Source organism: Thalassospira sp. MCCC 1A01148 (assembly GCF_001613795.1).
Taxonomy (GTDB): Bacteria; Pseudomonadota; Alphaproteobacteria; order Rhodospirillales; family Thalassospiraceae; genus Thalassospira.
The window spans coordinates 66217-77926 of sequence record NZ_LPVZ01000024.1 but is presented as its reverse complement, the minus strand read 5'-3'; the positions used below and the strand labels follow the sequence as shown (position 1 = coordinate 77926).

The window sequence follows — 11710 nt, the reverse complement described above, 5'->3', positions numbered from 1 at the left end:
CGGAAGTGATTGCGGCCATACCAAAAAGAGGCTGGTCGGCATTTCAGTTATCGGTTAGTGATTTCCGGACTGACAATGTCATGCCCCAAAATGACAGTCAGGACCGGGCGCCACCCCAGCCACAGGAACCTTTATGCTGAGTTTGTCGTTGATCGGGGCTTTTATCCCCACGGCCTTTTTTGTCTCTATTACGCCAGGTATGTGCATGACGCTTGCCCTGACACTTGGCATGACGATCGGTTTGAAGCGTACGCTCTGGATGATGATGGGCGAGCTGGTTGGTGTCGGGATTGTTGTCGTCGCCTCCGCACTTGGTGTGGCGGCCGTGATGTTGCAGTACCCGGCGGTATTTGCGGTCTTCAAATATATTGGCGGTGCTTATCTGGCATGGCTTGGCATCCAGCTGTGGCGTTCGCGTGGCCGGATGGCGATATCGGCCGAAGTCGAAGGTGCAAAGACAGCAACACCATTCGGGCTGGCGGCCCAGGGCTTTGTCACGGCGATTGCCAACCCCAAGGGATGGGCGTTCATGATTTCCCTTTTGCCGCCCTTTATCAGTTTGCAGCACGCCATCGCGCCACAGCTTTCGGTGTTGGTCGCGATCATCCTTGTCACAGAGCTGATTTGCATGACGCTCTATGCGACGGGTGGGCGGTCACTGCGTAAATTCCTTGAAAAAAGCGGCAATGTGCGGGTGCTTAACCGCGTTGCCGGGACCCTGATGATCGGGGTGGGTGTCTGGTTGGCAAGCAGCTGATCACGCGGATGGGTGTGTTTTCAGCAAGCGCAGAGAATTTTGTCTAATACAATTGTACATTTGATGTTTGTTTTGCCGTATCAACATAACAATATGTAATCAAACAACTGTTTGAGGATATTCGACCATGCGTGAAATACGCTGTATCGTTTTTGAGGACGGCGAACTGATCAAGTCAATACTGGCCCATAGTCGACGGACCGGGAAGGCGCTTCCGGCTGGCCAGATCAGCAGCTTTGAAATTGAACGTAAACCGGAAGTCATTGCGCGTCTGACCATTAAGTCTGATGAAGGGCAAACGTCTATTGTGCCGACCGCAGGTGCCGAACTGGCAGCAGCAATGATTGCATACTGTATTGATCGCAAAGTCCCGGTTCCGGCCAATGCGGCCAAGTCAATTGCCGTCCTTGATGATCATGTGGCGCTTAAGATCACGATGACCGGGGAACAGACCCGCTAGGGCGATTTTGATGTCCGGACCCGAAGCAAACACGAAAAAGGCGCGCTAATCAGCGCGCCTTTTCAATTCTGTCGTGGCGGATAGCGGACGGCTACCACTGCATCATTTTGCCTTTCAGCTTGCCCATGCGTTCGTCTTCATTCTTGAAGCTGTGCTGTTCAGAGACACCATCCTGCACCTTGGTCATCAAAAGCCATTCTTTGACCTTCATGAAACGCGGGGCGAGGAACTGGTATGTCTGCTTGACCAGGTTGACGGCCTGCGGGCCACGTTCAAGTTCAAGTTCTTCCCATTGTTCGATCAGCGGCTGCCAAGCGCGCAGACGTTTGTAAAGGTCATCACGCTGGCTGCGGATATACTGGCGCTGGGACGTGAAGTTACGCAGAACCGACATGATCTCGCCGGTATTGGCATCAAGCTCGTCAAAGGTGTTCTCGAACTTCTTTTTGGCATCATCAAGCAGCCGGATGGCCTGCGTGACCGTTTCCAGAACACCTTTTTCATGGGCATAGATGCGCCGCAATTCCTGCAGTTTGCGATCCACCATCAGGATCTTGCGATACTTCACACGCAGGGTTTCGATGTATGACAGCTCATCAGCAACCTGGTGGACCAGGTTGACGACTTCTTCGCGGTTTTCCTTGCCCATGCCAAGTTTTTCGGCAACTTCGTCAAAGGCCTGGTTGATCTTTTTCTTGGTGTTCGGATCTTCGGCGATCTGCATCAGCTCGTCCGGGTCGGTAATGAGCTCCTCGCTCCCCGACATCCACGTTACCAGCTGCATGGTGATACGGTTATAGGCGATCGCTTTGTGATCTTCGTCAACTGCCCATGATGCTTCACCCGTCAGCACTTCGCGCGGCAGGTTGTCGCCGGGGCGCAGTACGTTAATGAAGTTGAGCGCCTTGTCGATCAGATTGATCAGATCGCCATCTTTTGATTCAGGATCAATATCGAATTCCCGGCAAATCGCTTTCAGCGGCAAAGACACGACTGATCCTTCTGCCATTTTCAGGACAAAAAGAGCTTCGTCTGAGATGTCAGACTTCTGAAAATGGCATTCTTCGAACGTTTTGAAAATCTTGTGCTCAAGCTCGATCTTACGTTCGCTATTAGGTGTCTTCATCTGCTTCTCCGCCCTGCAAAGCCGGTGCACCACATTACTATGTTGTACATGACAGGCCCGATTGTTAGGTCATCGGTTCTGTTCTTTTGGCTTATTCGGACACTGTGTTAGCTCGGTGTCTTGCGTTGATTTTGTTCTTGTTTTCGGTCTCTCTGCTTTCAGAGATGCACTCGTTCATGTCCTGTCTCAATGTTTGCCGCGACGGCACTTCTATTGCCGAATACAGGTGTTTCTGCCGCCCTGCTTGGCCATATAAAGAGCGTTGTCTGCACGGTCAACAAACTCCAGTATATTCTCTCCAAGTTGGTAGGCCGTCAAGCCAATTGAAACGGTTAACTTGCCGAAATCCTTGCCGGTTTTTTTGTTTATAATGTGTTGGTTTGAAACGTTTTGTCGCAGCTTGTCGGCAAGCTTGGCCGCGTTCTCGGGCGATGTTTCGGGCAGGATGACTGCGAATTCTTCACCGCCATATCGCGCAACGGTATCGGCCCCTTTTGTGGAACTGACCAAAACCCGTGCGACAGCCTTGAGGACACCGTCACCTGTGCGATGACCGAAATTGTCATTGAATTCCTTGAAGTGATCAATGTCGATCATCAAAAGTGACAGTGGCGCGCCAGATTCCATGGTTGTGGTCACGGCATCGCGCAATGAGTTGTCAAAATTCTTGCGGTTGGCAATTCCTGTCAGCGTATCGGTCAGGGCATCACGGCGAACGAGCTCAAGCTCTGTGCGTACCCGAAGAACTTCCTGATGATATTCTTCAAGGCTGCCATTGAACGAATTAAAAGAGTCACGTGCCTGACTGGACTTTTCTGACAAGTTGCGGCTGACCGACCGTGCTTCCTGCAAGGTGATGTCTTCCGAAAGCAACTGTTGTGACGCCAGATCAATTTCGCCACAGAAAGAATCCGTTTCCCGCATGACCGATGTGACGGCCATCTCTACCCGCTCGACAGCAGATTGCAGCCCCTCGACCCCCTGTTTGAGATGCTGCTGCATGGCATGGGTGCCAAGATACTTGTGGTAAATCCGAAACACTGTCTCTTCATCAAGGTCCTGCGTATTGCGGATCAGGACCTTGATCAACTGGCTGAGTTCGGGAACCTCATCTGTCAGATAGCTGTAAAATACGTGATAAACCTGTGGCGTGGGCTGCAGGTTCAGTTCGTTAATAAGCGACATAACGCTGTGTGCGATGTCGCGTGGGTTTGCGATCTTGGTTGTCGCTGTCACGTCCTGTTATCCGATCCGAATATCATATCCATTCAGTCAAGCGTGTCCCAACTTAAACCCTGCATCGCTACGAACCGATGCTCTAGGTTGCCCGTGCACAATTAGGTGCAACATATACTTTTTATATTAGGCTTGCTCTATCATCGTCTAAAGCAAGGGGCTTTGTCACGCACTTCTACCCCTCAGACTATGACAAATTCAGACATCCCGAATGAATGGCTTTCAATATTGTCAGGTGACAACGGCGTCTTGCGCTTTGCGCCTGAATAGTCGGTAGTGGCGTATACGACGCGGGATCGTGGCATGATCACTCCGGCTACTATGAAAATGTGCTGATTTTATCCGTCATAGGGGTGTCCGGGCTTCTGCCCCAATTCGGCACACGACTCTCACTTCATCCTTCCCGACTGTGTCCGGGGCAGTCTTTCTATTATCACTATCTGGTATTCAGATCGGGCGACCTTATATGGCTATTAGTCGGATGTTGCCCGGGAATGGCTCGCGCGTGACGGCATCCGCAGTAACCACGAGGGCAGGGCATTTAATTGATCCTTGATACCAGCCGAATAGCGAAGCGAGCAGCCCTGTTTTTCGGGCTTTTTATTGTCAGCGGTCTTGGGGTTTCCGGTGCGAACGCAAATGATGCGGTGCGGGTTGCCAGCAATATCGTCTTTGATACCAAATGGAACCAACATGCTCTTCCCGGCCAGCGGCGGTTCATCACCCTGCTTGGCGCGCAACAGCGTCCGGTTGCGTTTGATGTTTTTCCCTATAACCGTTTTCGCGATGCGCTTGATGCGGGCCTGACCGACTGTATTCTTGCGTCGGACCCGGCACGTTTTGAAGACACCATCGCATCAGAAAGCAAGGTTCGCTTCGAACTTCGCGTGTTCCAGCGCATCGGTGCCGATATACAGACCCTGCCGCAGGTGGATATCGGAATCCTTGCCAATCTGCCAAGGCCGAGTCTGTCGCTTCGTGGGGAGATTGTCTGGCATGATCTCGGAAGTCTTGAGCAGGCTGTCGATTTGCTTGCGGCCGGGCGACTGACCGGGATCATCGGTGACAGCACCAATATTCGCATGTTTGGTCGAACCGATATCATCCAGGTCGATCTGCCGCCGGTGATCACTGTCGACATCTCGCTTATCTGCCGCAATACAGAACCTTTGCGGGAATTCCTTTCTGCATTTGATTCATCTATGGGTGTGTACGATTCCGGGCAGGTGCCGCACGGTGACCTGCGTCACATGGTCGATTACGCGTGGTAGTGAAAAAAGAACTTAATGCATGAATCCATTGCACTAAGCCGAAATTTCGGTAATTATTGAAACGATGCAGTGCATCTTTCAAGTGCGTGGTTGCTCTCTGGTTGATGGTAATTGTGCCCTTGCGCGGTGTAAGGCAGGGACTGTTTTCAAGCATTTCTGAGTTTGGAAATGCGCATACTAAACTAAGGACGACTACGGATATGGCTACCGGAACGGTTAAGTGGTTCAATGCGACCAAGGGTTATGGCTTCATCACCCCGGACGAGGGCGGTAAAGATGCATTCGTGCACATCACCGCTGTTCAGCGTGCTGGTCTGCAGGGACTTGATGAAGGGCAGAAAATTCAGTTTGAGCTGATTGAAGGTCGCAATGGCCGCATGTCGGCAGAAGAACTCGCCATTCTCTAAATTCTATCTGGCTTGCAGCTTTTTTGCTGACAACCGTTAACGCGCCGGGCTCCCGGCGCGTTATGCGTTTAAGGGGATTTGGTGTAGGCTTGCCCACACGCAAATAACAGAAAACGTTGTCCCCGGTTATGAGTCTTGAACTCCCGGTTGCGCCGCGCAACGGCAGCACCGAAAAACAGTCAGAATGGCGCCATGCTGTCCGCCGCGCCTTGCTTGGATGGCGGTCCGGACTTGATGCCGCGACCCACCAGCATCTGTCTGACCAAATCCGTGGGTATTTTTCCGAGTTCCTTAAAGATCGCCCGGCAGCCACTGTCGGATTTTACTGGCCGATCCAGAACGAAATAGATCTGCGCCCGGTAATCGAACGTCACATCGCAAACGGTGGAACGGCCGCACTTCCCGTCGTGCCGGGTAAAGACCAGCCAATGGTATTCCATAACTGGACGCCCTTAACCGAAATGGTTCCCGGCTTTGCCCGCATCCCAGAGCCGCGTGGCACAGATGAGGTTGGCGTTCATGTGCTGTTGGCGCCGTTGGTCGGGTTTGATCGGGCGGGCTATCGGCTGGGATATGGCGGTGGATTTTTTGACCGGACATTGGCCGCCGTATCGCGCAAACCGTTGGTCGTCGGCATCGGATTTGAAGCCACAAGGCTCGCCGACATTTTGCCGCATCAATATGATGTTCCCGTGGATGTGCTGATTACAGATCAGGGAATCCGGTACGTTGACAGTCAGGCTTCATCCGCAGCCGACAAAATCGATCAATCCTCGCCACCATGCCACCTAAGCGACTAGCCTGCGTTTAATCCTCGTATCTACCGTCGGATGTTCTGTCACGTTCATAGTGATGTTCGACCGGAAGCGTTGGAAGCCATTCCTCCCGCCGGATCGTCCAAAGTTCATAGGTTGGCGCAAACTGATCCGGGGCATCGAATGCGCCCAAATGGACTTCGATCTCGTCTTCGGTCTGCGAAAAGACGGATGAGCCGCAATCCGCACAGAAATGCCGCCCCTGAAAGCTGCGCGTTTCCCCATCAACCTCGACGGCATGATCGGGAAAAACGGCAGAGGCATGAAACAGTGCGCCGTGATGCTTGCGGCAATCAAGACAATGACACAGCCCAACCCGGTAGGGATCGCCCTTTGTCCTGAAACGGATCTTGCCGCACATGCAGCCGCCGGTTGCGTGTTTCATGCAATGCTCCAATCACAATAAATAATGCGGCACTTTAAAGCGAAGCCGAACAGGCAGCAATTGCGTGGTTGTGTGAAAGGTCACAGCGATTTGGGAAGGGGCAAAGTGGCTGGGGAACCTGGATTCGAACCAGGACTGACGGAGTCAGAGTCCGTAGGTCTACCGTTAACCTATTCCCCAACAGAACTTTACGTACGTCATTTATAGCCCGGAACGTACAAATTGCAGGACGAAAAATGCACTGCGATGTCCGGAAAGGTTGGCTGGGGAACCTGGATTCGAACCAGGACTGACGGAGTCAGAGTCCGTAGGTCTACCGTTAACCTATTCCCCAACAAAACTTGGTCCACCGTGCGCGACGTGCAGCGCGGTGTGGGGCGCTATGTATAAAACCCGCCCGGTTTTGGCAACCCCTTTTTTGTTTCGATCTGTTCAACCATGCGATTACCGCATACGGGATTTGCCTTGCCGGGGATTGTCGTTACACTCATATAGTTGATTCGCACGATCGTCACATAAATATCATGATGATCAGCGATCAAAGGTTTTGAGCATGTAACAAAAGGCAGGTTTTCGAACGGTGAAGCACGTTTCCCCCCATAGCAACTCGCAGAGGGCCAGCAGCCCGGCAGGCGGCGCTGCAATGGGCGGTAATGCCGTGCTGGATGGTCCGGATAAACCGGGCATGCCGCAACCGGGAACGGCCGTTCATGTGCCCGATCATGGCGGAAAATCAGCACGCATGGTCGATTGTATCACCGCCCCGCTTTATGCCGCGATTGATCTTGGCAGTTCAAACTGCCGGCTTTTGGTTGCGCGCCCGTGCAATGATGGTTTCAAGGTAATTGATGCCTTTTCACGTGTTGTGCGCTTGGGTGAAGGGGTGCGCGAGAAGGGCTATCTTTGCGATGCCGCGATGGATCGCGCGATTGATGCGCTTAAGGTCTGTGCCAAAAAACTGCGCCGTCATCCGGGTGCAAAGCTTCGGGCCGTCGCGACCGAGGCATGCCGCACTGCTGATAACCGCGAAGAATTTGTGCAGCGGGTCTTTGATGAAACCGGCATTTCGCTTGATATCATCAACCCGGATGAAGAAAGCCGTCTTGCCCTTCAGGCCTGCTCGGCGCTGCTTGATGAGCGCCCTTATGCGGTGGTGTTTGATATCGGTGGTGGCAGTACAGAGATTTGCTGGATCAAGGTTGATAAAACCGGCAAGACCCAGTGCATCGAAACATTGTCGATGCCGTGCGGTGTTTTGTGTCTGACCGAACGTTACGCCACGGTCGAGGAGCGCCGCGAACGGTTTGACGCGATGCGAACGGAAATCCGCGAACGTCTGGAAGAGTTTGCAAAACGCAATTGCTGTTCGGATATGCTCGATGATGACAAGGTCCAGATGGTCGGCACATCGGGTACGGTTACCACATTCTGCGGCATTGCCCTTGGCCTTGAACGGTATGAACGTCACAAGGTTGATGGGTCGGATTTGCGGTTCGATGATGCCGAACGTGTGACAGAGTTGCTGCTTCGAATGGGCTCGGACAAGCGCAAGGGCCACCCATGTATCGGTAATCAGCGCGCCGAGCTGATGGATGCAGGGGCTGCGATCTTTGCCGCGATTCGTGATATCTGGCCTCTGGCAACTCTCAAGGTCGCGGATCGTGGGCTTCGCGAAGGTATTCTGGTCGATTTGATGCGTGCAGATGGTCATGCTATTGACCCGTGCGACGCGCGACGTCATACAGTGTCCCATATTCCGGCTTCCACCTGATCGGTTGACGTTTGTGTCCCGACAGGTTTGGCCAAAACAGAATTCAGTTCAGGATAGATCATGAGCGACAATCGCAGCGGAAAGGGCGGGCAGCGCCGCCGCAAGGGTTCGGCCATTGCAGCCATTGATACCGGCGCACGCCGTGGCCTGCGGACGCGGGTTAAAAGTGCCAAGGGCCGCAAGCTGTCCTCGACGCGCTGGCTCGATCGGCAGCTCAATGATCCCTACGTTCAGGAAGCCAAGCGACTTGGCTATCGTTCCCGTGCGGCCTTCAAGCTGATTGAAATCAATAACCAGTTCGATCTTCTCAAACCCGGCATGCGCGTTGTTGACCTTGGTGCTGCACCGGGCGGCTGGACGCAGGTGGCCGTTGACATGGTCGGCTCCAAACAAGGCAAGGGTCAGGTCGTTGGCCTTGATATTCTGGAATGGGAAGGGATTTCTGGTGCGACCTGTTTGCAGGCCGATTTCCTTGATCCCAAGGCACCGGATATGATTAAGCACGAGTTGCAGGGGCCGGTCGATGCCGTGATTTCCGATATGTCACCGGAAACGACTGGGCACCGTCAGACCGATCACATCCGCATCATCGACCTGGTCGAACATGCGCTTTTGTTTGCTGAAGAGGTTCTTGCGCCTGGTGGCGTTTTCATCGCCAAGGTGTTTAAGGGGGGAACCGAGAACGCGCTGCTTGAGCGCGTTAAAAAGAATTTCCGGGTGACCAAACACGCCAAACCCCCGGCATCACGCCCCGAAAGTCCCGAAGCCTATCTTATTGCCACCGGTTTCAGGGGGCAGAACAATGCCGAGGATGACATCAGAAACGCCGAAATTGGCGAAGATGACAGCTGGTCTCCGGTGGAATAGTTTCCCGTGAATTAGTCCTGCCTCTACAAGGGGATAGACTAGAATAGTTGTAAATCTTCAGGCATTCTTGCGTTACATCAAACCCTGATCACGCCTCGGGCGTTTATGATCAGATCGCAAGTTGAATTCTTGCGCACTGGGTGGAACGGGCCATGTGGGGTGGCCATTGCTTGTGGGATTTATCTGATGAAACAGGACAATCTAAGCCTGACAGGTGTGGAGCGTCATTTTGACGAACATGAGATCATCGTCTCGAAGACGGATCTCAAGGGCAGAATAACCTATGCCAATGACACGTTCCTGCGTGTCGCCGGATATCGGGAACGCGATATCCTTGGGCAGCCACACAGCATTATCCGACATCCCGACATGCCCAGATGTGTTTTTGCCCTGCTGTGGCAAACCATTGAGGCCGGGCGCGAGATTTTCGCCTATGTGATCAATCGCAGCGCCAATGGCGACCATTACTGGGTCTTGGCAAATGTGACACCAAGCTTTGGTCCGGATGGCAAGATCATCGGATATCATTCCAACCGCCGGGTGCCGCGTCGTGATGCGGTCGAAAAAGTCATTCCGCTCTATAAGGCGCTTTGCGACGAAGAAGCGAAGGAAAAAAACCGCAAGGACGGTATGGCGCGCGGGATAAAGATGGTCACCGGCCTGCTTGCTGATGCCGGGATGGATTACGACCAGTTTGTCTTTAGCCTTTAAGGGGCAGGGATTTGCGCAAACAAAAAAAGGGGCTCGCCTGACGGCAGCCCCATCGACCAGTTTCTAACGGAATGCGCAAAATAAAGCATCAATAAAATCACAGGGCTGTTATGGGCGCGCAAAACTTGGCATTTGGGGCATAACGTGTATAAATTCCGCGCCAACTCAGATTAACGAGGTGGCCAGATGACCCGCATTGCCGAAGCCCTGACGTTTGACGACGTATTGATCAAACCCGCAGCATCAGAAGTGCTGCCTGCTCAGGTGCAGACCAACACCCGCATTACCAAGAATATTGAACTCAAAATCCCGCTGCTTTCCTCGGCAATGGATACCGTTACCGAAAGTGCAATGGCGATTGTCATGGCACAGCATGGCGGCATGGGGGTCATTCACAAGAACCTCGATATCGCCCAGCAGGCCGAAGAAGTTCGCCGCGTGAAAAAATTCGAATCGGGTATGGTCGTCAACCCGATCACCATTCATCCCGATCAGACGCTGGCAGATGCACTCGATCTGATGGATTCCAATCACATTTCCGGTATCCCGGTTGTTGAACGCGGCTCAAACAAGCTCGTTGGCATTTTGACCAACCGTGATGTCCGCTTCGCATCCAACCGTTCGCAGCCGGTTTCCGAACTGATGACCCACGAAGGTCTGGTCACGGTGACCGAGAATGTCGAAACCGCCGAAGCCAAAAAGCTTCTGCATCAACATCGCATCGAAAAGCTGCTTGTGGTCGATGAGGCATATCGTTGCACCGGCCTGATCACGGTCAAGGACATCGAAAAGGCCAAACTGCATCCGAACGCCTGTAAGGACGAAAGCGGTCGTCTGCGTGTCGCCGCGGCAACCGGCGTTGGTGAATCCGGTTTTGAACGTGCCGCCGCCCTTGTCGAAGCCGGTGTGGACGTTCTGGTTATTGATACCGCGCATGGTCATTCGGCTGGCGTGATCAAAGCCGTTGAGCAGATCAAGGCGCAGGTTGGCGATACCCAGATCATTGCCGGCAACGTTGCAACTGCCGACGCCGTCAAGGCGCTGGCAGAGGCGGGCGCAGATGCCGTCAAGGTAGGTATTGGTCCGGGCTCGATCTGCACCACGCGTATTGTTGCCGGTGTTGGTGTGCCACAGCTGACGGCTGTTCTTGAATGCGGTGATATGGCGCAGAAGCTTGATATTCCGATCATTGCCGATGGCGGTATCAAGTTCTCTGGCGATATCGCCAAGGCGATGGCAGCGGGGGCAAACACCTGCATGGTCGGATCGCTTCTGGCCGGTACCGACGAGGCACCCGGCGAAGTCATCCTCTATCAGGGCCGTTCTTATAAATCCTATCGCGGTATGGGCTCGGTTGGTGCGATGGCACGTGGCTCGGCCGACCGGTATTTCCAGCAGGACGTTCAGGATAACCTCAAACTGGTTCCCGAAGGCATCGAAGGCCGCGTTCCTTACAAAGGCCCGGCTGGTCAGATCATCCACCAGCTGGTTGGTGGTCTGAAGGCATCCATGGGCTATACCGGTTCGGCAACCCTTGCGGACTTCCGCGAGCGTGCGGAGTTTGTGCGCATCACAAATGCCGGCCTGCGTGAAAGCCATGCCCATGATGTGACCATCACCCGTGAAGCCCCGAACTATCGTCCGGGCGGCTGATTGGGTTTTGCGCCCACTGATTGGCGGACCTGCCCTGCGTTTGACGCTGTTGGCGAATGGTTCTTGCCATGATATGAGGCGCATTCAAATTTCGATGACGGCAGGTCTTCCTGCCGTCATTAGGACCAATGCTCCCCAATCTGGATGCAATGGCAGCTGTTATAGATAAGAAATACAAGGAAAATTCCGAAGTTCGGGTCGGCATCCCGGACGAGGAGTTTGACGTGGGAGTTCTTATCTATAACAGCTGT

General features: G+C 53.5%; 12 protein-coding genes and 2 tRNA genes. 9 read left to right on the top strand and 5 right to left on the bottom strand.

Features of this window, described 5'->3' with window-relative positions; genetic code table 11:
* Window positions 1-133: 133 nt before the first annotated feature.
* Both AUQ43_RS19375 and AUQ43_RS19370 read left to right on the top strand, forming a co-directional pair.
* Window positions 134-757, top strand: a complete 624-nt coding sequence (locus AUQ43_RS19375; protein WP_062957959.1) for a LysE family translocator — start codon at window positions 134-136, stop codon at window positions 755-757.
* A gap of 127 nt (window positions 758-884) precedes the next feature.
* Window positions 885-1217, top strand: coding sequence for a hypothetical protein (locus AUQ43_RS19370; RefSeq protein ID WP_062957958.1), 333 nt, complete (start codon window positions 885-887; stop codon window positions 1215-1217).
* A gap of 91 nt (window positions 1218-1308) precedes the next feature.
* Here AUQ43_RS19370 and AUQ43_RS19365 read toward each other — a convergent pair whose 3' ends face one another.
* Window positions 1309-2343, bottom strand: a complete 1035-nt coding sequence (locus AUQ43_RS19365) for a hypothetical protein (RefSeq protein WP_062957957.1) — start codon at window positions 2341-2343, stop codon at window positions 1309-1311.
* Window positions 2344-2553: 210 nt separating this feature from the next.
* Window positions 2554-3579 carry a GGDEF domain-containing protein gene (locus tag AUQ43_RS19360; RefSeq protein WP_062957956.1) on the bottom strand — a complete coding sequence of 342 codons (1026 nt, stop codon included), beginning with the start codon at window positions 3577-3579 and terminating at the stop codon, window positions 2554-2556.
* 545 nt (window positions 3580-4124) lie between these two features.
* Between AUQ43_RS19360 and AUQ43_RS19355 the strand changes: the two genes are divergently transcribed.
* The 3 genes from AUQ43_RS19355 (at window position 4125) to AUQ43_RS19345 (ending at window position 6057) form a co-directional block, all read left to right on the top strand.
* The gene (locus AUQ43_RS19355; RefSeq protein WP_062957955.1) at window positions 4125-4850 is read left to right on the top strand and encodes a hypothetical protein; all 726 of its coding nucleotides are present in this window, start codon (window positions 4125-4127) and stop codon (window positions 4848-4850) included.
* A 200-nt stretch (window positions 4851-5050) separates the two neighbouring features.
* A complete protein-coding gene (locus AUQ43_RS19350; RefSeq protein WP_008892097.1) occupies window positions 5051-5257 on the top strand; it encodes a cold-shock protein in 207 nt (68 codons plus the stop codon).
* 128 nt (window positions 5258-5385) lie between these two features.
* Window positions 5386-6057 carry a 5-formyltetrahydrofolate cyclo-ligase gene (locus AUQ43_RS19345; protein WP_062957954.1) on the top strand — a complete coding sequence of 224 codons (672 nt, stop codon included), beginning with the start codon at window positions 5386-5388 and terminating at the stop codon, window positions 6055-6057.
* A 7-nt stretch (window positions 6058-6064) separates the two neighbouring features.
* Here the strand turns inward: AUQ43_RS19345 and AUQ43_RS19340 are convergent, their stop codons facing one another.
* The 3 genes from AUQ43_RS19340 to AUQ43_RS19330 form a co-directional block, all read right to left on the bottom strand.
* Window positions 6065-6457 carry a GFA family protein gene (locus AUQ43_RS19340; protein ID WP_062957953.1) on the bottom strand — a complete coding sequence of 131 codons (393 nt, stop codon included), beginning with the start codon at window positions 6455-6457 and terminating at the stop codon, window positions 6065-6067.
* A gap of 106 nt (window positions 6458-6563) precedes the next feature.
* Window positions 6564-6637: transfer RNA gene (locus tag AUQ43_RS19335), tRNA-Gln, on the bottom strand.
* An 80-nt stretch (window positions 6638-6717) separates the two neighbouring features.
* Window positions 6718-6791 (bottom strand) — tRNA-Gln (locus tag AUQ43_RS19330).
* Window positions 6792-7100: 309 nt separating this feature from the next.
* Between AUQ43_RS19330 and AUQ43_RS19325 the strand changes: the two genes are divergently transcribed.
* The 4 genes from AUQ43_RS19325 to guaB all read left to right on the top strand — a co-directional run bounded on the left by AUQ43_RS19325 (window position 7101) and on the right by guaB (window position 11459).
* Window positions 7101-8228, top strand: a complete 1128-nt coding sequence (locus tag AUQ43_RS19325; RefSeq protein ID WP_062957952.1) for a Ppx/GppA phosphatase family protein — start codon at window positions 7101-7103, stop codon at window positions 8226-8228.
* 60 nt (window positions 8229-8288) lie between these two features.
* Window positions 8289-9095: an RlmE family RNA methyltransferase gene (locus tag AUQ43_RS19320; protein WP_062957951.1), complete on the top strand. Its 807-nt coding sequence runs from the start codon at window positions 8289-8291 to the stop codon at window positions 9093-9095.
* A gap of 186 nt (window positions 9096-9281) precedes the next feature.
* Window positions 9282-9806: a PAS domain-containing protein gene (locus AUQ43_RS19315; RefSeq protein ID WP_062958077.1), complete on the top strand. Its 525-nt coding sequence runs from the start codon at window positions 9282-9284 to the stop codon at window positions 9804-9806.
* 186 nt (window positions 9807-9992) lie between these two features.
* Entirely contained in the window at window positions 9993-11459 is a 1467-nt protein-coding gene (guaB, locus tag AUQ43_RS19310; RefSeq protein ID WP_062957950.1) for an IMP dehydrogenase, read from the top strand.
* Window positions 11460-11710 lie beyond the last annotated feature (251 nt).